Raw genomic sequence first — 20,095 nt, forward strand, 5'->3', positions numbered from 1 at the left:
TTTTTTTTAAGTTCAAATTTTACTAATGCTCAATTTTATGGGTATCCCGTACACTGCTAAAAGTCAAATCCAGCAATTTCCAATCTTCACCTTCCTTTTTGTAAAATTCGGTCACCGTAAATTCATTCTCCACGTCATTACCCCTAACATGAGCCGTTAGTGTGATTCGATTCCAGACTATAGCTGTATCGTCTCCGAAAACTTCTACGGCCACATCATGAACATCGGCGTTTTTATACCAAATGCTTCCGGTTTTGATGATTTCCAACTCCCTCTCCTTTTTCCAGGAACCGCTCATATGTACAAATTTTGACCTATCATCGAAGAGTGTTGCCAACTTATCTACATTTTTGTCGGCCATCCACTGCCACTTTGCTTTTGAAAGCTCCTTGATTTCTTGTTCAATAGTTGCATTTTGTGCGAAGGATATGTGCACAAATAAAACTGCTAGAAGTCCAATAAATAATCTTTTCATTTTTCTAAATATTTGATAATGATTTAAACTCGTTTCCAATAAAAATTTGATGCCAGCATCTTGTGCTAAGCATTTAATTCATTAATAAATGGTTGGTGGTAAACGCGTTTACCTGTAGCGCTATAAATGGCATTTGACAAAGCTCCCATAACCGGTGGAAAAGGTGGTTCTCCCATTCCTGTTGGTGCTATATCGTTTTTAACAAAATCAACCTGAATATTCTTAGGTGCCTCATGATGTTTAATGAGTCTGTATTTATCAAAATTGCTTTGTTGTGGAACGCCATCTTCAAAAGTCATTTCACCAAACAAGGCGGTGCCAATTGCGTCAACGGCTCCTCCTTCTGCTAAATTAGTAGCTGCATCAGGGTTGATCACAATTCCACAATCAATGGCGCAATAAACATTTTGTACTTTTGGTATATTGCCATCCATAACCACGTCAACCACATTGGCTACATAAGAATTATGACAGAAATAAGCAGCGACACCTCTTTTTAAATTTGAAGTATTGGCTTTTCCCCAATTCGATTTTTCTTTTACCAACTCCAGCACTCCGGCATAACGTTTAGCATCATAATCATTTCTTTCTCCTACAGGATTATCTATTGCTTTCTTGAATAAATCTAATCTGAAATCAATAGGATCTTTTCCTGCGAGTTCTGCAACTTCATCCAAAAACGATTGTTCAGCGCTCGCGGCAAAATTAGATCTTGGAGCTCTATATGCTCCTGTAGTTATATTGGAATCTTCTTCCCATTCTTCTGCTATGAAATTGTCTACGGCACCTGCAGGAAATCTATTGGCATAAAGTGCTCTTTCAGGAATTCCTCCTCCAATGACATGTACAGCAACTAAGTTGTTGTTCTTGTCTAAAGCTGCTTTGTATTTAACAACATAACTTGGTCGATAAGTTCCAAAGGTCATGTCATCTTCACGCGTATAAACCAGTTTAACAGGAGCCTTCATTTTTTGTGAAATCAAAGCTGCCTCAGTGACAAAATGTCCATAAAGTCTTCTCCCGAATCCACCACCCATACGGGTTAAATGAACGTCAATTTTTTCTTTAGGAACCCCTAGTCTTCGTGACAAAGATGACTCTGTCCATTCAGGAGTTTGAACCGGGCCCAATACAAACACTTTTTCAGCTGTAACATCAGCAAAAAAATTCATGGGCTCCATGGTATTATGCGCTCTAAAAGGAGCTGTATAGGTGCGCTCTATTATTTTTGCAGCATTTTTAAATGCTTTTTCCGGATCTCCATCTTTTCTGACCAGCTTAAGGCGTTTATCACCAAAGTCAATGTCTTTCATGAGTGCCTTGTGTTCAGATGTGTTTTCTAATCCTGCCGGGAAATGCTTATTTGAAACATTCCCAAACATTTCCATTGCAAGGTCTTTTGATGGTGCTAACTCCCATTCTACCTGAATGGCTTTTTTCGCCTTCATGACTTGCCAGGTAGAATTTCCAACAATCACGACAAGCTCATTGAAGGCTGTTATGTCAAAAGCTGACTGTTGCTTATCACCTGAATAGACGCTTATTTCAAAAACATCTTTTATTCCCGGCATGTTTCTGACAGCATCCGGATTAAACGATTTTAACTTTTTTCCAAAGGCAGGCGGGTGCACAATCATTGCTGTAATCATCCCTTCTTTATAAACGTCTAATCCAAATAAAGGTTTTCCTGTTACAATATCTTTAGCATCTACATTTTTTTTAGAATGACCTATGATTTTATAATCGGCAGCATTTTTCAATGTTACTTCTTCAGGCACTTCTAATTTTGCGGCAACTGACGCCATCTCACCATAATGCGCTGAATTCCCGCTTTCTTTATGTGAAATAATTCCAGCCTCTGTTATAAGCTCATCAGGAGCAACGCTCCACTGAGTGGCGGCTGCAGTTATTAACATTTTTCTCGCCGTAGCACCTGCCATTCGCAAGGGTTCCCAACCCGAACTTATAGACCGGCTTCCTCCTGCAACTTGCCACTGATAAAAACTTGTGTTTAACGGTGCTTGCTCAACGATGACATCATTCCAATCAGTATCCAGTTCGTCAGCAACAATCATTGGCATTGATGTTTTTACATTCTGACCAATTTCAGGATTTGGAGATTGTATAGTGACCATTCCATTATCACCAATTTTCAGGTAAGCATTAAATTCAAACCATTCTTTTGGCAATGCTTTTAGATCCTTAGAAGGTGTGTTGCATGAGACCAGCCAGTTGAAACCAATCACCATTCCTCCACTTCCTAATGAGACGTTTTTTATAAAAGACCTTCTCCCTATCCTTGTTTTAAATACAGACATGATTCAATAGTTAACTGTTAGACACTCTTTTTATAGCCTTTTTTATACGGATATAAGTTCCACATCGACAAATATTGCCGCTCATACCCATCTCGATTTCCTCATCGCTGGGGTTTGGGTTGCTTTTCAATAAAGAAACTGCCGACATTATTTGACCCGCCTGACAATAACCACATTGAGGAACATCTTCTTCTTCCCATGCTTTCTGAACAGGGTGATCACCATTCTCAGATAAGCCCTCGATCGTCACTATTTCATTATTACCAACCATTGACACCTGCAATTGGCAGGTTCTGGTGGCAATTCCATTTAATAAAACGGTGCAAGAACCACATTGGGCGATACCACAACCATATTTTGTCCCTACAAGTTGCAGGTGATCTCTTAAAACCCAAAGTATTGGCGTATCCGGATCAACATCCACTTCTCGGGACGAGCCATTAATTTGTAAAATGAATTTTGCCATATGAATTCTATTAATTATTTATAATAATATATGCCATCTATACGTTGTTCAAATCCGAAAACGAAAAATGCATATTACCTGTTTGCCATAAAGTTAATAATAATACCTTTATCAAAAGGTAATTGTAACTCCTCAAAGTTATAAACCACTAAGGTCAATGCAATTACCCATATTACGGGAATACTTACCAATTTTACCGATTGGTCTGGACAAATTACATTTTTTATCATTCAATTGTTATTTTTGACTTAAAGATTCTTTATGAAAGAAATAGTAGAAATCTCCACGGTAAATGATTATTGCGCTGCATTCAATAAATCGGCCTTGCATCCATTGGTCAGTGTTTTAGATCTTTCTGAAGGTTCGTGGCCGTCTACAGTAAAAAAAGTAGAAGCGGTTCGGTATCACTTTTATGGTGTTTTTTTAAAACAAGGTCAGAATTGCGTTTTACAATATGGACGTCAGAATTACGATTACCAAGACGGAACACTTGTATTTATAGGCCCAGGGCAGGTTGTGAACATATCACATATTGATTATAATGAGAAACCCTCTGGATATGCCCTACTATTTCATCCGGACCTTTTGAGAGGATCCAATCTAGGAAAGCATATAGACGGCTTGTCCTTTTTTTCATATCAACTGCGTGAAGCACTTCATCTATCAGAAAAAGAACGGCAAATCGTTTTGGACTGTTTCGACAAAATACAGTTCGAGCTCTCTCAAGGCTTAGACAAGCACAGCAAGAAACTGATTGTTGCAAATATTGAACTTTTTTTGAGTTATTGCACGCGCTTTTATGACAGACAGTTCATCACCAGAGATACGGTCAACCTTGGGATTGTTAAAGATTTCGAATCCGCTTTGAATTCTTATATTAAGACAGGGAAAGCTAAGGAACAAGGAACGCCTTCTGTTAACTATTTTGCAGCGCAGCAGCATCTTTCCGCAAATTATTTTGGTGACCTGGTCAAAAAGGAAACAGGAAAAAGTGCCCATGAATTTATTCAGGCAAAGATCATCGAAGTGGCCAAGGAAAAGATTTTTGACCCCACAAAATCGCTAAGCGAAATTGCCTACGAATTAGGCTTTAAGTATCCCCAGCATTTTACACGACTCTTTAAAAATAAGGTGGGCTATTCGCCCAATGAATTCAGAAAAATGAATTAGCAAATGCCCCCCTTACATTACAATTATTTTCGCTTTTTATTTTATCGAATCACCTTTGTAAACAGTCAGTTCTAGCATGTCATATTGCTCACCGATACTTTGAGGATTTACAGCTTGGTCGTTTTTTAAATGCCTGTCAAAAAAAGAAGTAACCAGTTTTGTAACAATTTCTGTTCCCAGATAAGGGTCAATCTCTCCAGTTCCGGCAAGTGATCTGACAGGAATCATAAAAGGAATATCCATAAAATTCGGATGACCAGATTTCATCAGCTTGGTTTCATAGAAGTAGTCTGTACTCTTATATTTATATACGTGTGAATTGATGTCCTCATGCTCCGCCGGCCAATCAGCAGAAACATAGAGATACGGTATGCGGTACATGCTGTCAATTTTGTTCCCCCATTGAATACCGTCGAGATTGACAGCCGCTTTTACCCGCTCATCCTTCATCGCAACATTACCTACTGAACCACCTCCTACAGAGTGTCCGAAAACTCCTATTTTATTTAGATCGAGCCTATCTTTTAACACACCCTCAACGTTCCACTTTTCGAGAAGATCCATCGTGGTGATCATATCTTCTGCCCAGCGATCCTGTACGCTCCCTTCGAAATAATTTAGTGTCGCCTTTCTAACAATTGGATGTCTTTCTTCATAACTCTTTTTATTCTTGAACGCGTCAATAAGAGGTTGAATAACCGTCATGGATTCACCAAATATTTCATTTTGAAATTCATAATCAAAATGTTTTATTCTTCCATCAGGGAAGGTGACTCCTAAACTTTCATAAGTGTGATTCATGTTGATGATCACATAACCCTGACTGGCAATTTCACTTAATAATGCATAATACCCTGTAGCTTTTGATCCATATCCATGGGAAAAAATCAAAACAGGAAAAGAATTATCGGCAACTGGAATACCTGAAAAAGCATAGGTCTTAATGTGATCAAGATAATTGAGCGCCCCAGGAGGTAAACCATACTTCATGGCGAATCCAGATCTACCAGCAGCATCCAGATACTTTTCTCCCTTCATTGAAGACACATCTGATTCACTTGGATACCAAATCTTGACCATGAACTCTCGCTTATCGTCTGGGTCTTTAGAAATAATTTCATCTTGTTGAGTTTGCACATGAACCATTTCTGTTCCAACACTATAAGGACCTGTAGGTTCGGGCAAAGAGAAAACAGGAAGCGCCATCGGAAGTATCCAACCAATGACTAAGAGAATCGTAATTCCTAAATAGCCTATGACTTTTAAGAATGACCATTGTGAAGGTTTAGCAACATCAACCACCTTTATTCTCCAGGCAAGAATGAATACTAAAATATAGGCTGGAATCATTTGCCAGCGCCAACCCTCAATAATAAAGTGCATTGACAATAATACCCCTAAAAAAGCAATGAGGTATGTTGGGTTAATACGTCGTAATAAAGGTCTTTTCACAAATGGTAATATGGAAATGACCACTAATAAAATGATTTCGAAAATTCTCATAAAAAATTAAATTTCATTAAACTATTGATTTCTTACAAAGTTAAAATGAGAAGGGTTTATATGCAATGTTATAAACATTCCTAAAATGGTTAAATCCATATAAAAAATAGCAACTAATCAATTGAGGACGCAAAAAATAAACAAGTAGGAAATTCTCTTTTGTTAATTATTTCTCCTGGTTGTATATGTTTTATGGATGAATTAAAAGGCAAAACTAGAAAGCTTTGTCAGTTGTAATTGGTTTATGGAAGTAAAATTTGTGTGACTCAAAAAAGAATAAAAAATTAAACTTTAAATTGATCCCATATTCTTTTGGAATATTTACCTCGAAAATGCTACTTTTACGGCAAACAAATTGAAATTACTGAGTGAATAGTGCAGAATTTAAATTGTATTTTTCAAGCTATGATTAAACCTTCATTGTTGTGCATGTTTTTTTTACTTGCTTTAACATCTGTTGCCCAACAGCGATATGAGTTAAAATGGAAGAATGTTGAAACGCTTGAATTTGATTTTCCGAAAGAGGATTATACAAGTGATAGTATCTTTTTCTATCATTCCTTGCTCAAAAGAACAGCAAATGAAGGGTCTACCCAATCATTCTCCTTTCCTGATCATGCAAAACCTTTAGATCTTTATGATTATTGGGAGCATAAGGGAATCGAACAATATGATGTCTTGTTGACCAAAGTAGCATACGTTTTAGATAAACCAATTCATTTTTTTTCAGAAGAACGATTGGCTGATCCGGGTTTTATCTCACAGACAATGCCCTCTGCAAAAATCTCAAGACTTGATAGTATCTATCATATTTCTGTTGGTTTTGGTGCTCCGGAAATAGACTATACCTTACATTTTTATACACCTGAAGAATTTGGAAACCAATATCCAAAATTAAAAAACTATTTCAAAAAATATGATGGAATAGCGCTATCCCCCAACCTTATCGTGGTGCAACATAATTATCAATATGGTAAGGTCATGTTTCAGAAAACAAGTAAAATGTCAATATCGATATCGAGGTATTTTCATTTGAATAATGAACAGACTTTGGTGTTCAATTACACTTTAAACTATATCCACAATATTCCTCCCTCTTTTATAGGCGGAAGCGAATTTTTGATCGACAAGATCAAAGAAGGCATAAAGGGCCTGATCGACGAAACACAGTATATCTGCAGAACTTCAGAAATGACAGAATAGTTATTTAAAATTATATAACAAAAAAGGCCTCCTATATCTTGTAGTGCACTTTTAAAGTTCTTGTTGACTCAAAAATGATTTAACTCAAAATACCAATCAGGTTCACTAAGAAATCCTTTTCTTTCTGGTGAACAACACCATCCGCCTCAGACATTTCATCAATCATCATGATCAAGGCCTCCTTTTTTTCTTTTGTCATACCTTGAAGCGCGGGCACAGCCTTCTGTGAACTGAGTTGTTTTGCCTTTTCCATGTATTGGGCATCAAAATCAAGGGTCTTCATCAGTTCGTCTAAATACATGAGTTCTCCCACTTTGTATTGGCCGTCCAGGTCTATGGTTTCTGCAATCGCCTTAACGACTGCCATTTTTTCAGCTTGATCAAAATGCATTGTACATTATTTTTATTAGATTAAGGTTCTTCAAAAGTACAAAAAAACTAACTGGTATGAAGAAGTTTTAATTTGACATTTGTAGTGAATCCAGTTGGCCATAAATTTGTTATCTTGAATTTAAACGACGGTTTAAGCCATGAATACAATGCCTGAGTCCATTCTTAAAATTATTGATGTTTTCTTTATTGGATTCCACACAATTCTTATTCTATTCAATGTTTTTGGGTGGCTGGTGCCCCGATGGCGTGTTGCAAATTTTATATCATTGTCCCTTACTGCTTTTTCATGGTTTATACTTGGTATTTGGTTTGGATGGGGTTATTGTGTTTGCACTGATTGGCACTGGCAAATTCGTGAGATGCTTGGTTATCAAAACACGAGTTATTCATACATACATTTTCTTATCCTTGAATTAACAAATATCGATATCCCGGCAAAATTGGTAGATGCCTGTACAGGTATCTTATTCTTTACAGCTTTTCTTATCAGTGCTTATCTGAATCTCCGAAAAAGGATCGCAAAGAAATAAGGTGCTCTGTTAGATTCAAGTCTTAACAGGACGCTGCAACCTTAATATAAATCGTTGTATTACTGTGTAATATATAAACAGAAAGACTCATATTTCCGTTGACAAACCAATTTATTAATATTGGTTCTTGTGTGCCAATAAGGTTATATTCTGTTCCGGTTTTGGCCGTTCCTGATTATGCAGTACTTTTAGAAAAGTAAAAGCGAACAGAAAAAATACTAGCAAATGCAATAAAATAGGCAAGAGCAGCTAGCATTAACACTACTTTGAACCCAAATTCAACGGCAATAACCGTTGCCAGAGAAGTACTGATTACTGACACGCAACCATTAATACCCCAGGCCCATGGTACTTGGCTTTGGTTTTTTTTACTGACCAATTGCAGTCCCATAGGAAATGGCATCCCCATAAAAAAAGCAGGTATGCTTATGGCCAAAACCGTCAAAATTAATTTTCCCCATAGCGGCAAACCTGCGGAATGACTTAGCAAGAAACCTAGGCTGAGCGCATACGCTATGATCAAAACACTTATAAAGGCTATGAGCCTTATTAATTTCTTTATTTCCAGCTTTAGCCTGGAAGAGTAAAGGCTGCCGAGTCCAGAACTTATTAACATTACTGAGATAACCGTTGCTACGGCATAGATAGGATGACCTAAAAAGCGTTGAAAATACTTGATCAAGATAATCTCTAAAAACATATAGCCCAGACCTAAACCCGAAAAATAGAACAGAACCCAGCTTTTTTGATCTCCTTTAAAACCAAGCTTAAACAACGGGACAATTACAAAAGCAAAGGCCAGCAAGAACAGTTGTAATAGCGTGACCAGAACGATCAAATAGCCTAGCCCTAAAAAGGCGCTTCGCTCTCCAAGGATTTCATATTGCTGAAGGATATTTTTTAACCTAAGGAACTGATAAAAATAGGGCCGGTTATCAGATGGGATACTTATATTAAAATCATTGGCCTCAATGACCATTTCACGTTGAGGTCCAAACATTTTTCTTACCAAATTAAAAACAGCATCATCTTCAAGGGTATTGAAGGTTTCTCTTGATTCATAGCCGGATAATAAAACCGGATCAAAGCCATAATCATCACAAAAACGGTTTACGGCAAGCAGGTCTTTTGACCCGAGGCTTCTTTTTATGATCACATAGCTTAAAGTGGCCCAGCTTCTCACCGCCACAACATGCTCGAGCGGATCAGATATCTGAAGATTCTCAAGCATTCCTGCAATAAGGGCCGCGTTCTTAAGCGTTATTCTGGGCGGCACATCGATAAAAGAAGAAAGCACGATCATACCTTCAGGGCTCAATTTTTGCCACATTTCAAGCAACCCCTCCGAGGTGAGCAGGTTTTCTTCGTGCAGGGCATTAAGACCCACGGCCCCACCAAAAGCACCTGATAAAGGCAGTTGAATAAGATCGTACTCTTTTTCAGACTGTTTTAGATACGAACGTGGAGAGGTATTGTACACCTCCACTTCGGGCCTATAGAACAAAGAGTCGGTATATTGAGCATATGGGCCTTTTATAAGTCTTGTTACAATGGCATTAGGCTCAATGGCATAGATATTTTCAGCCTTGTTTTTCAATGCATGGGCAACCTCAAAACCTGCTCCAGCCTGAAAAATAAGTACATTTTCAGGCTTTTCTAACTCATATGGCAGGGCCATTGTGCTATGGTTGAGCACGTGCATACTGTCGGCCTCTCTTCCTTGTGGAATGGCAGCATACCAGTTACCATTGTTAAAGATTACTTTAGAGGGTTTTATCTCTTGCATATAAGACAGGCTTAAGCCAGGTGCATATCTTTGCACCGGTGAAGAAACCACCTGCACCAGACCATATGGACTGCTTTGCTGTGATTCAATTTTAGCCTCAGGTAAATTCAAAGCATAGCTGATACTTTTAAACTGTGATGGTTTAAGCTCAAACGGGCTAAATTCTTGATAGAAACAGGTCGCTAAAACAAATAGGGCGTAACCTAAAAGGGGGTTACGTTTCTTTTTTTTGATGAGCAACAATCCAGCAAATAATGGCATGAGTGAAATAATCCAAGGCAAGTCTATAGGTTCAAGGTGCCAAAGTAAAAAGATGGCCAGTATTCCCCCGAGGCCTGATCCCAGCATATCGGAAAAATAAAAAGTACCGATTTGAGCTACTTTTTTGATGAAGACCAGACCAAGGGCCAGGGAACCCATTAAAAAAGGAAGAAAGAATAAAAAATAAGTTCCGAGTAACCTGGAAAATTGTGAGTGGTCAACAAAGAGCAGGTATGAATCAAATAAGAGAAAGTCCATTCGCGAAACCCTTACGCTTATACTCATCATCAGACCGCTACTGATCATAAAAAAGGGGAGCAGCCAATCCGCTCTTTTGAGCATTTCATTTCTGAAAAGCGATAAAAGGGTCCCACTGGCGCCAAAACCTAAAAGGGCAATAGAAATCACCATATAGGCAAAATGGTGCCATTGCACAATGCTAAAAAAATACATCAGCTGAATCTCATAAGCCACGATGGCAGCCGATATAATCGATATTGAAAGTCCCAACCTTATCGTGTCGTAACCATATATTCGGGAGTTTCTCATCATCTATGAGTTAAAAAATTAAGATCCTTCGCCCCGGGTAAAAGGAACAAAGCGGACAAACATTAGGTTCTTGGTCTTTGTTTTACCTCCTTTTTTAGTCACGAGTAAAAGTTGTTGGGTCGCAAAGGGAGTTCCTATCGGAATGATCATCCTGCCCCCTTCTTTAAGTTGTTCGATAAGCGGGGGAGGAACAAATTCAGCTGCAGCTGTTACCACGATAGCATCATAGGGTCCATTGTTTTCCCAGCCGAAATAACCATCATCGTTTTTTATATGAATATTGTCGTAATGAAGGTCTTTTAATTTTTTTTTGGCCTGCCCGTATAGCGCATCAATAATCTCAATGGTATACACCGAGTCTACGATCTCACTTAATATAGCCGCCTGATATCCTGATCCGGTGCCGACCTCCAGTACCTTAAAATCGCTTTGAGGAGCAATGGCTTCTGTCATGAACGCCACAATATAGGGTTGAGAAATGGTCTGGCCATAACCAATAGGTAAAGGGCTATCCTGATAGGCTCTTTTCCTAAGATCCTGCGGTACAAATTCATGTCTGGGAACATTTCTCATCGCATCGAGGGTGGCGTCATCATTTACGCCTCTGGATATTATGTCATTCATAACCATTTTCTCCCTGGCTTTGCTGTAGTCAAACTGAGCTTGAACAACAAAGGGGAAGCAGATTAGAAATATCAATAGTAACCTATTCATCATCATAGGTTTTATTATCCTTAAATTTATGATAATACGCACTCAATTGAAAGAAAATTGATTCGTATTAATTTTTTGATGCATGCACTTTTAGTCCTCATACCTCTATTCCAATTGAGCTGATCTCTCAATTAAGGTTCTCCCGAGCTTTTTATCCTATAGTTAAATGCTCAATGATATGGGTAGTATTTCGTTGGTGGTGCAATGACATCGTATTCCGATTGAAGAAAAGTAACCAGGTCTATGAGTTCTTGAACGGTCATAACTTCATTGTAATTCCTCATCTTTGAAAGACCTTCTTCGGTTGATAATTTTTCTTTGTAGCGGAGTCCGACTTTGTGAGAAGGATTAATCACAGAAGTGACCAGATCTCCATAGGTTTTCATATTTGATACTTCACCTCCAAGTTGTACATTAAGACTATCCTTTCCGCCCTTCCAATCAATATTTGAAATACTATGACATTCATTACAGGCTAATCTCTTATAGGTCACTTTTCCTTTTTCAAGGTCGCCTTCAGGCAATGCAAATCCGCGTGCTTGCCTATTGCAGCTACTTATAAGTATGCCTGCACATAACAAAACAAACATTAAAAAACAATTCGGCAACTTGATCAAAAATTTATTCTTAACAGTCATGACTGAGTGATTTAAATTAAGTATTGAACGCACAAACGTATATTTACCAACTCAAAGTTAGAGATTAAGGAAAACAAAGGAAATGATCTTCATCAGTCGTGGCGCTGATTTTTATCAAGAAGCTGCATCACAAATTGAAATGAATTATTTATACGTATAAGTTACGACCGGTTCAGCACTCTTCACCTCACAAAGACACTCATTTCTGGTTTACTATATGAACAGAGAGGCTCCCGTTTTATTTATCAAACCATTACCTATAGTCAATTGACTTATAATGAAGCATCAACTAAGTTAGTGCTTCTTACTATATAACTTATTTCCTGCTTCTTCAAATTTATCGCCAGGCATCCAATATGGTTTTTGGTCCCAATTAGAAATAAGCTCAGCAGATCTGATATAAGAAATCCAATATTTATAGACATATTCAAGATCAATGGAATCAAACTCATCATTCGCCTGGTGATAATAAGTAGAAATTCTTTCATCAAATGCAGCCATAGACATCTTATAATTAATGGCTGGCACCCCTTTCTTTGCGAAACTCACCTGATCTGATCTTTCATAATAATTTTGACTTGGAATTCGATCTCCCATTACACCGAGCCCCGCTTCTTTGGCTGCTTGATATACCAATTTATCGATATTGGTCCTGGCAGTATCTAGTAAGGTTATATTCTCGGTATCGGTGTATCCTGAATTATCGATATTCAAAGCAAATACACTTTTTTCTAATGGAACTTTTGGATTATCTGTATAATACTGGCTACCTAGCAAACCTTTTTCTTCACCCGTTAAGGCAACTATGATAATTGATCTTTTAGCAGGGTATAAACCAAAATATTTTGCAGCATTTATCAGTCCGGTCGTCCCTATCCCATTGTCTCTAGTCCCGTTGTAAATCGAATCAAGACCTTTACCCGATTGCACACCTATATGGTCATAATGTGCACACATTATAACGTGTTCTTCTTTTAAAACAGGATCAGTGCCTTCAATTTTTCCTACAATATTGTAGGCGTCGACAGGCCTTTTTAATAAGCCATCTATCGCAATACGGGCTTTTGATTGAGTTTCATTTCTTTTCAACTTTTGAATGAAAACATCAGTCGTATCATTCACCCAAACACGTGGCAGACCTTGTAGAGAACCTATTATACCCAGGTTCATTTTTTGGCCATTAAGAAACCCCGCAATCACAGGCCAAGGGTATTTCTGGTCAGGACCGAAGATTTCTATTAATCCAATAGCTCCCATTTTTTGAAAACGCTTAACCAGATCAACATTCATTAGAGCTGCCCGAGGTTCTCCCAAAACCGTAACCACAATCTTACCTTTCAAATTAACAGATTCTAATTCTGAAAAATCTTTCATAAACATAATTGGACCTTCTATTATTCCATTTTCACCATCGATATAAGCCAAATCAGATTTGATGTTAAATACCTTATCATGCAATGAGACAGTTGCTGTAGTTGGAGGATTTGATTCGACTATCTCTACCTTTTGCGTATAATCTCCCTCCTTATCACCCAGTGGATCCAGCCCGTATTTTCTAAATTGTTCTGCAAGGTATCTGCCGGCAATATTTAATTCGATAGTCCCTGTATTTCTCCCTCGTAATTCATCAGCAGTCAAAAAGCGCAGATGAGATTCTGCGTCAATCTGATCAATCGTAGATTTTATCCTAGACATTTGAGCAGAACTACTGAAGCTTATAAGACCTATAAAAAGAGGCAATAAGCATAATTTGGATGACTTTATCATAGATATATGTTTTGCGGATTATTGTATAAAGTAACTGAAATATAAGGTTTTAAACAAATAAACTTCGAGCGGCACTGGAGTTATTTATCAGCTAGAATCTAAGAGTTTGCTAGTGCGGCCTACAAGTTAATTCTTCCTCTGACACCCCAAACAAAAATAGAAGATTCATCAGGGTTTAATGCCGGATTGATTAAATATTGAATATCTGGCGTAATTACAAAATGTTTGGAAACCTGAAGTCTATAAAATATTTCTGCCGTGAACTGATTGTCTAGGCCTTCTGAGAAAGTTGTTTCATTAGGTTCACCCCAGCCAATGGCAAAACCTAAAAGATGGCCTCCTGCTTTGGGTTGGTAGCCCAATCCAGCGGTAATTGACTTTTGCAAAAGTGTGCCACCATCTTCTGCAAAGCCCCCTCTGATAAAGGGGTTTAAGCTGTTCTCGAAATAATGCGTCGCAGAGAATGCAATACCCCAGCCTGGCAATGATGCTGTCACATCACTTCCATCAGAATGCCAAAAGGTAACATGGACATTATCCATATAGAATCTATCCCTTGAAGTAACATAGCCAACTTCAATGCTTTTAAAATAATCATTATTACTAAAAAATGTTTCAAAAGACTTAAAAGGATCTGTAGGATCAGCACCTGCATCACTCAAACTAGCTATCACAAATAAATTGTCAGTTATATATGCACCGATGCCAATGCCAAGGGCCGCATCATTTGGTATATAGACTGCCTGTGAACCCGTACTAAACTGAAAATTCATAAATCCTGTCCATGGGCTGGCTAAGGCATATACATCAACATAGTCGGTAGCGTCTAATAAACCTGCTACCACAGAGATCTTACCGTCTTTAAAGCGTTGTCTCCAGTAAAAATTGGTCATTCTAAACCCATCATCATTAAAGGCAGGAACTTCCATACCAACATAGCCCATTTCAAAACCAAAGAACTTGGGTACAACCTCGGTATATTTATGTCGATGTTCAATTTTGTAAATCAATGCGCCATTATTCCCTTTCCCTCGATTTACCAATTCCCAGGAACCATAAAGTCTCACCATACCACTACTGGCATTTTTTTCACCAAGACTTTCACTAGCGCCAAAATAAACTGCTGAGTAGTCTAGCCCAAAATCGAACCCAGTATTCTTTTTTAAATCACTTTTAAAATCGAAGTAGGGTTGCATGAATTCAAAGTCAAAAAAAGAATTTTTGGGTTCTTCATCTTTTTCCAATCTTCTTTCAACCTGGTCTGGTCCACCGAATCCAAGGGTGCTCTTTTGCTTTGTCGAATCGGCCTCCTGACTGTATAAGTTACATGCAGAAAGGACCACAAACAAATATAAAATCTTGTAGGTTTTAAAACTTGGCATAATTTTCAAATGCGACTAATTGGAAATATTTGAATGTATTTAATTAGTAGTTCTAATCTTAAAAAATTCAAATTTATGAGCAACTTAAACTATAAATCTCTATTTCAAATTGCTTTTATACACTTTACCATCCTTCATCACTAAAAGCAGGTTATCATCAGAGGCAAGAACCTTTACGTCTTTGGTAGGATCGGCATTCCATATGTTCAAATCTGCCCATGCTCCAACTTCTACTACGCCTAACTTTGCTTCTTTATAGGGATCTCTTCCCGGCCCACTCATGGTCAAAATCTTACCGCAATTACTGGTTGCCATTTTCATGATTTCTAAATCTGTATAACCCGTGTTGGGCACCTCTTTGGCACTTACAATATTGGTTCTTGCAAATTTAACTTCATCACCAAACATATCAGAACCCAGAACTACGGTTACGCCGTATTTTCTCATTAAGGGCGGAACAATCACTGCACCCTTGTTTACGGCAGCACCCTTTTCTCTCATATCGGCTGTAAACCATTCTGGAAAACCTCCTGCAAACAGGGTATAGCTTCCAAATGGTTGCCAGGACCAAAATACGCCTTCAGTTTCAGACATTCTTTTAACAGTGGGTTCAGTAATTAAAAAACCGTGTTCAAAAGACTTGACTCCCGCATCCAATGCCATGTTATAAGACCTGTCATGATACGAATGAACGGCTACATAACTCTCGTAGGCGTTGGCCACTTCTACAATGGCTTTAAGTTCATCCAGATTCATCTGGGTCATATTAAGTGGGTCAAAAGTTGAGGCAACACCTCCTCCGGCCATTACCTTAATAAAATTTGCACCATTTCTAAAATTCCATCTCGTAGCCTTAAGTACCTCTGGTACCCCATCCACAACATGTGTGTTTTGGGTCATTGTTTGATAATTTCCTTCTCCCGGACCCTCATTCGCAGGGCCCCAGTCTCCATGACCACCTGTTTGAGAAATTACAGGGCCACTTGAATATATTCTCGGCCCGTCTAATTTACCTTCTTGAATTAATTTAGCGATACTAAGTGAGTTGCCACCTATATCCCTTACTGTTGTATAACCCATATTAATCAAGCGATCCATCATCACTTTCGCCCTTGCCCCTTGTGCATAAGCGTCATAATTGTAGGTGCCTTCTGTGGTGCCACCCCAAAGCATTAAATGCATGTGCATATCAATTAGACCGGGAATCAAAGTACCGCCCTGACCATCTATCACTGTAGCGCCACTAGGGGCCTTTATATTAGATTTAATCTCTTTGAATTTGTTGTTTTCAATTAAGACATCTGAACTGATGGTTTTATCTGAAAGACCATCCCAAACCTTGACATTTGTAATAAGAATAATTGTTTTTTCATCCTCTTGTGCTGTAATCCCATGAGATACAGACAATAAAAAACTAACTAAAAGTATTGTCCTTAATAATTTTTTCATTTAAGCTACGTGTTTGGTTCATTACAAATATAAAAAAAGCATATGAAATATGTAGTTTGGAAATTCTAGATACGCTTAACCCATTGACCTATTTATTTAGTCATTGAAAGCTCAATTTATTGAATCAAAAAAAATATAGGTATTTATACCCATATAAAAGAAAGCTGGTAAAGAAATCCGAATGTTGTCTTTTAATCTTATCCTCACAATTAAACCTATTAACATTAGTAAAGCAAGCCCCAAAGATGAAATCACTAAAATTGGATTATAAATAAGTCCTACAATTAAACCTGCAGCTCCCATAAATTCTAAGACTATTGTTAAAAGACCGATTTTTTCTAATCCAAACCGCTTAAATTCATTTTTCATATGTGGTGAGGTGAAGTAGGATACAGCATAACCAAAAAAAGATAAACTTGATATTAGAATGCATATTTTTAGTATGTCCATGTATGATTATTACATTGATAAAAATGCTATAAGAGCACTTAAAATCAAAAGAATTAGCGAGGGTAAATGTTTGATAAACGGATTACTTATTTTGAAATGAAAATATTGAGCCCCTATCATTAATAAGCCCATAAGAACAGATGGAATAAAAACCAATGATGAATACCAAATACCTGCAACAAGCAATGTAGCCAAAGCTATTTTTGTTGCTCCTACCATATTTCGGGTTAGATCACTTAATCCGAATTGTTTGAATTCTTTAATGACATTATCAAACCTGAAAATCCAAACATAAGCTACAGATATTGCCACAGTTAATTGGGCTAATTTTACTACATATTCCATTTTTAGTATTTTAATTTTTTACTAAAGTACACATTTTGTCCAACAAAAATGATAAATAGTTGAACAAAATAAATAACACTCATTTAAATCTGTGAATTTTGGAATATTTTTAAAAAGAGAATATGGCCCGAATTCGTTACACTATATAGGGTTCATAAGAAATAATGAATAGAATAATTAGAAGCAAGCCCTAAAAAGAAAAAACCTCAACGTACTGAAGTTTTTCATTTGATATATTTATGGAGCTTGTCTCGTCATCAGCGTACGAGCATAAATTATAACCTGCTATAGCCTGACACCCCTTTTTCTGTTGCCTTATCGCCTTCTTCCGGAGTAGGTCATGGCTTCTCCTTTCCCAAATCCATAACTCAATCCAAGGGTTACAAAACGACCTCTGGTGCTATTACTGTAGACGTAAAAATCATCGCCATAGGTCATTATTTCTCTATTTCGAGAAGCAAAAACATCTCTCACACTCAAATTAAGAACTAATTTTCCTTTGGATATTTTTTTCCTTAAGCCCAGATCTGCAAAGGTCACACTAGATACTTCACCTTGAATATTTTGAAAGGAAGATTGATGATTCCCGATGATCTCAAGTTCGAACTGAGCCGGTAATTTGAACTTACCTGTTAATCTTGAAGTTGATTGATCGCCAGTAAAGTCAAACGACTGGTCTTCAAAATCGCCAACCCGTTTGAAATAGCCATAATTAAAGTCTCCGTTAAGCGTGAACCAATTGATCGGACTGTATTTGAAATTCGCTTCAAATCCGATTCGTTGGTTTGTCCCTACATTTTCAGGAGTAGTGATGCTGACATTATCTTCGAAAGTGGTCACTCGTTCTATTACATCAGTGGTATAGATATAGTAAACCCCTGCATTTAGAGAGAACTTTTCAAAGACCAAAATACTGGTGAGTTCAAAAGAATCTGTATACTCAGGTTCTAAGTAAGGGTTTCCTTTTCGAATAACGAAATCATTTCTAATATTGAAAAACGGATTCAGATCCCAAAGTCGTGGTCTATAAATTCGTGATGAATATCCCAATTGAAATGAAGTTACATCTGATAGTTTATAAGAGATATGAGCACTTGGAAACAAATCTGTATAATACTGACTGTTCTTTTCATCAGTATCTTCTAAAAACGTCTTAAGCGTGGTATTTTCCAATCTAAGCCCAGCTTTAAAACCCCAGACATCGCCTTCATGAGAGAAAGTGCCATATATACCAAATACCTTTTGATCAAACTCAAAATTATTGGTGAGATTAGGGTCGGTAATCCATTCTCCGTCGATTAGCTCCCTAACCGTATAATCATTCCCTACATCACTGATAAAGTACTGAGAACCGAGTTCCATGGATATTCGGTCTGTAAAGGGTTTGGTGTAATCCAATTTAAAGATGTACTCAGCCTGTTGAAATTCGGTTTCAGTTTGCTGGTCATTGAATTCAAGGTCTCCCTCTATGGGGGTAACTTCAAACTCAGAGGCCTGGTCTTTACCAAAAAATCGGCCTTGGGTACTGAACAGCAGCACATGATCATCAGAATCTTCAAATTCCTTTTTATACTGTAAATCAAATTGCCATTTTGGATTTGTAGCTTCGGTTGTCTCTTTTCGATTCCAAGACGATACCAAATCTCCTGAACTATCAAAATAGTTAAAATCTGTTTCAGAAGGCTGGTCTTCTATTTCATAAGCATAATTTCCTGACAGGGTGATCACATTGAGCTCATTGACATAGTAATCACTTCCCAAAATTATATTGTAAAAGTTTTCATTTCGATACGATGTACCCTTACTGTCGACCGTTGTATTATTGACCAAATCTTGATTGCTGTTCTCACTATCCCTTGGCAAAGACCTGTACCCAACTCCTAGCTGGGTGAACAGGTTAAATTTTTCCGTTCGACGATTCAAACTGAATCCGACACTGTGGTTATCCGGAATCCCGGTATTCAAGGTTATCGATCCATTCATACCCGTTTTATCATCTTTTTTCAAAACGATATTTAATATTCCCGAAGTTCCTTCAGCATCATATTTTGCGGATGGATTCGTAATCACCTCTATCCTTTCGATCATCTCAGCCGTGATTGAACTCAATGAATTAGCCGGGTCATCGGCAAGGATCGAAGGCTTTCCGTCAATAAGTATTTGAACTCCTGAACTTCCTCTTAAACTGATGTCTCCTTCAATACTCACGCTCACTGAAGGCACGTTATTTAGCAGTTCCAAAGCGCCCATACCTGTTGAACTTAGGTCTTTCCCTACATTAAATACTCTTCGATCAAGTTTGAATTCAGTTGAAGATTTTTCTGCTCTTAGCTCAACCTCATCAAGAACGGTATTGATCTTCTCCAGAGAAACAACTCCTAAATCAGCTATATCACCTGACATGGAGAATTCATTAATTGTAAGGGTTTCAAATCCTATAAAACTAACCTCTACGCTGAATTTTGACTTGGCTACTTGCATGGTAAAGCTCCCGTCTTCGTCAGTTGTAGTTCCGGTTATGTTTTGATTGGTTTGAGGATCCTGAATCAGTACCGTAGCAAACGGAACCGGTTCTTTACTGATTGTTTCCACAATTTTACCCGTCACAGTGATCGATGTGGTTTGAGCGGATAGCGGAAAGGCCACAGCTGCAAGAACAAACAGAATCAAGTATTTTATGGAATTCATTTTCTCTT

18 protein-coding genes are annotated in these 20,095 nt (G+C 37.8%); 3 read left to right on the plus strand and 15 right to left on the minus strand.

Annotated features, from left to right (window positions below; all coding sequences use genetic code 11):
* Positions 1-22 precede the first annotated feature (22 nt).
* From QWY87_RS09990 to QWY87_RS10005, 4 genes are all read right to left on the minus strand, one after another.
* The gene (locus tag QWY87_RS09990) at positions 23-475 is read right to left on the minus strand and encodes a nuclear transport factor 2 family protein (protein WP_290290767.1); all 453 of its coding nucleotides are present in this window, start codon (positions 473-475) and stop codon (positions 23-25) included.
* Positions 476-540: 65 nt separating this feature from the next.
* On the minus strand, positions 541-2,793 hold the full coding sequence (locus tag QWY87_RS09995; protein ID WP_290290768.1) for a xanthine dehydrogenase family protein molybdopterin-binding subunit: 2,253 nt from the start codon (positions 2,791-2,793) through the stop codon (positions 541-543).
* A 10-nt stretch (positions 2,794-2,803) separates the two neighbouring features.
* Positions 2,804-3,259 carry a (2Fe-2S)-binding protein gene (locus tag QWY87_RS10000; protein ID WP_290290770.1) on the minus strand — a complete coding sequence of 152 codons (456 nt, stop codon included), beginning with the start codon at positions 3,257-3,259 and terminating at the stop codon, positions 2,804-2,806.
* A 74-nt stretch (positions 3,260-3,333) separates the two neighbouring features.
* Positions 3,334-3,489 (minus strand): hypothetical protein, encoded by a 156-nt coding sequence (locus QWY87_RS10005; RefSeq protein WP_290290772.1) that lies wholly within the window; start codon positions 3,487-3,489, stop codon positions 3,334-3,336.
* Between the two features lie 31 nt (positions 3,490-3,520).
* Here QWY87_RS10005 and QWY87_RS10010 point away from each other — a divergent pair, with 31 nt between their 5' ends.
* Complete coding sequence (locus QWY87_RS10010; protein WP_290290773.1) at positions 3,521-4,429, plus strand: helix-turn-helix domain-containing protein; 909 nt, start codon at positions 3,521-3,523, stop codon at positions 4,427-4,429.
* A gap of 36 nt (positions 4,430-4,465) precedes the next feature.
* On the opposite strand, the gene QWY87_RS10015 is transcribed toward QWY87_RS10010, so the two are convergent.
* The gene (locus tag QWY87_RS10015; protein WP_290290774.1) at positions 4,466-5,932 is read right to left on the minus strand and encodes an alpha/beta hydrolase family protein; all 1,467 of its coding nucleotides are present in this window, start codon (positions 5,930-5,932) and stop codon (positions 4,466-4,468) included.
* A gap of 429 nt (positions 5,933-6,361) precedes the next feature.
* On the opposite strand from QWY87_RS10015, the gene QWY87_RS10020 reads away from it, so the two are divergent.
* Positions 6,362-7,135, plus strand: coding sequence for a hypothetical protein (locus QWY87_RS10020; protein ID WP_290290775.1), 774 nt, complete (start codon positions 6,362-6,364; stop codon positions 7,133-7,135).
* Between the two features lie 79 nt (positions 7,136-7,214).
* Here the strand turns inward: QWY87_RS10020 and QWY87_RS10025 are convergent, their stop codons facing one another.
* Entirely contained in the window at positions 7,215-7,526 is a 312-nt protein-coding gene (locus QWY87_RS10025) for a hypothetical protein (protein ID WP_290290777.1), read from the minus strand.
* Between the two features lie 139 nt (positions 7,527-7,665).
* On the opposite strand from QWY87_RS10025, the gene QWY87_RS10030 reads away from it, so the two are divergent.
* Positions 7,666-8,058 (plus strand): DUF2784 family protein, encoded by a 393-nt coding sequence (locus QWY87_RS10030; protein WP_290290779.1) that lies wholly within the window; start codon positions 7,666-7,668, stop codon positions 8,056-8,058.
* Between the two features lie 175 nt (positions 8,059-8,233).
* On the opposite strand, the gene QWY87_RS10035 is transcribed toward QWY87_RS10030, so the two are convergent.
* The 9 genes from QWY87_RS10035 to QWY87_RS10075 all read right to left on the minus strand — a co-directional run bounded on the left by QWY87_RS10035 (position 8,234) and on the right by QWY87_RS10075 (position 20,087).
* Positions 8,234-10,657: a spermidine synthase family protein gene (locus tag QWY87_RS10035; protein WP_290290781.1), complete on the minus strand. Its 2,424-nt coding sequence runs from the start codon at positions 10,655-10,657 to the stop codon at positions 8,234-8,236.
* A 15-nt stretch (positions 10,658-10,672) separates the two neighbouring features.
* Entirely contained in the window at positions 10,673-11,368 is a 696-nt protein-coding gene (locus tag QWY87_RS10040) for a protein-L-isoaspartate(D-aspartate) O-methyltransferase (RefSeq protein ID WP_290290783.1), read from the minus strand.
* A 170-nt stretch (positions 11,369-11,538) separates the two neighbouring features.
* On the minus strand, positions 11,539-12,006 hold the full coding sequence (locus tag QWY87_RS10045; protein WP_290290785.1) for a hypothetical protein: 468 nt from the start codon (positions 12,004-12,006) through the stop codon (positions 11,539-11,541).
* A 294-nt stretch (positions 12,007-12,300) separates the two neighbouring features.
* Positions 12,301-13,773: a M28 family metallopeptidase gene (locus tag QWY87_RS10050; protein WP_290290787.1), complete on the minus strand. Its 1,473-nt coding sequence runs from the start codon at positions 13,771-13,773 to the stop codon at positions 12,301-12,303.
* Positions 13,774-13,892: 119 nt separating this feature from the next.
* Positions 13,893-15,155: a carbohydrate porin gene (locus tag QWY87_RS10055; protein ID WP_290290789.1), complete on the minus strand. Its 1,263-nt coding sequence runs from the start codon at positions 15,153-15,155 to the stop codon at positions 13,893-13,895.
* 99 nt (positions 15,156-15,254) lie between these two features.
* On the minus strand, positions 15,255-16,604 hold the full coding sequence (locus QWY87_RS10060; protein WP_290290790.1) for a metal-dependent hydrolase family protein: 1,350 nt from the start codon (positions 16,602-16,604) through the stop codon (positions 15,255-15,257).
* Between the two features lie 111 nt (positions 16,605-16,715).
* The gene (locus tag QWY87_RS10065) at positions 16,716-17,054 is read right to left on the minus strand and encodes a DoxX family protein (RefSeq protein WP_290290792.1); all 339 of its coding nucleotides are present in this window, start codon (positions 17,052-17,054) and stop codon (positions 16,716-16,718) included.
* A gap of 9 nt (positions 17,055-17,063) precedes the next feature.
* Positions 17,064-17,399: a DoxX family protein gene (locus QWY87_RS10070; protein WP_290290794.1), complete on the minus strand. Its 336-nt coding sequence runs from the start codon at positions 17,397-17,399 to the stop codon at positions 17,064-17,066.
* Between the two features lie 315 nt (positions 17,400-17,714).
* Positions 17,715-20,087, minus strand: a complete 2,373-nt coding sequence (locus QWY87_RS10075; RefSeq protein ID WP_290290795.1) for a TonB-dependent receptor — start codon at positions 20,085-20,087, stop codon at positions 17,715-17,717.
* Between the last annotated feature and the right edge of the window lie 8 nt (positions 20,088-20,095).

The organism is Lutimonas halocynthiae (genome assembly GCF_030409835.1).
GTDB lineage: Bacteria > Bacteroidota > Bacteroidia > Flavobacteriales > Flavobacteriaceae > Lutimonas > Lutimonas halocynthiae.

Excerpts from the sequence above, each read along its gene's own strand:
- QWY87_RS10055 (WP_290290789.1), bottom strand. The coding sequence starts at position 15,155 with ATGCCAAGTTTTAAAACCTACAAGATTTTATATTTGTTTGTGGTCCTT.
- QWY87_RS10065 (WP_290290792.1), bottom strand. The coding sequence starts at position 17,054 with ATGGACATACTAAAAATATGCATTCTAATATCAAGTTTATCTTTTTTT.
- QWY87_RS10045 (WP_290290785.1), bottom strand. The coding sequence starts at position 12,006 with ATGACTGTTAAGAATAAATTTTTGATCAAGTTGCCGAATTGTTTTTTA.
- QWY87_RS10070 (WP_290290794.1), bottom strand. The coding sequence starts at position 17,399 with ATGGAATATGTAGTAAAATTAGCCCAATTAACTGTGGCAATATCTGTA.
- QWY87_RS10025 (WP_290290777.1), bottom strand. The coding sequence starts at position 7,526 with ATGCATTTTGATCAAGCTGAAAAAATGGCAGTCGTTAAGGCGATTGCA.
- QWY87_RS09990 (WP_290290767.1), bottom strand. The coding sequence starts at position 475 with ATGAAAAGATTATTTATTGGACTTCTAGCAGTTTTATTTGTGCACATA.
- QWY87_RS10040 (WP_290290783.1), bottom strand. The coding sequence starts at position 11,368 with ATGAATAGGTTACTATTGATATTTCTAATCTGCTTCCCCTTTGTTGTT.
- QWY87_RS10075 (WP_290290795.1), bottom strand. The coding sequence starts at position 20,087 with ATGAATTCCATAAAATACTTGATTCTGTTTGTTCTTGCAGCTGTGGCC.
- QWY87_RS10035 (WP_290290781.1), bottom strand. The coding sequence starts at position 10,657 with ATGATGAGAAACTCCCGAATATATGGTTACGACACGATAAGGTTGGGA.
- QWY87_RS10015 (WP_290290774.1), bottom strand. The coding sequence starts at position 5,932 with ATGAGAATTTTCGAAATCATTTTATTAGTGGTCATTTCCATATTACCA.
- QWY87_RS10000 (WP_290290770.1), bottom strand. The coding sequence starts at position 3,259 with ATGGCAAAATTCATTTTACAAATTAATGGCTCGTCCCGAGAAGTGGAT.
- QWY87_RS10060 (WP_290290790.1), bottom strand. The coding sequence starts at position 16,604 with ATGAAAAAATTATTAAGGACAATACTTTTAGTTAGTTTTTTATTGTCT.
- QWY87_RS10050 (WP_290290787.1), bottom strand. The coding sequence starts at position 13,773 with ATGATAAAGTCATCCAAATTATGCTTATTGCCTCTTTTTATAGGTCTT.
- QWY87_RS10020 (WP_290290775.1), top strand. The coding sequence starts at position 6,362 with ATGTTTTTTTTACTTGCTTTAACATCTGTTGCCCAACAGCGATATGAG.
- QWY87_RS10005 (WP_290290772.1), bottom strand. The coding sequence starts at position 3,489 with ATGATAAAAAATGTAATTTGTCCAGACCAATCGGTAAAATTGGTAAGT.
- QWY87_RS09995 (WP_290290768.1), bottom strand. The coding sequence starts at position 2,793 with ATGTCTGTATTTAAAACAAGGATAGGGAGAAGGTCTTTTATAAAAAAC.
- QWY87_RS10010 (WP_290290773.1), top strand. The coding sequence starts at position 3,521 with ATGAAAGAAATAGTAGAAATCTCCACGGTAAATGATTATTGCGCTGCA.
- QWY87_RS10030 (WP_290290779.1), top strand. The coding sequence starts at position 7,666 with ATGAATACAATGCCTGAGTCCATTCTTAAAATTATTGATGTTTTCTTT.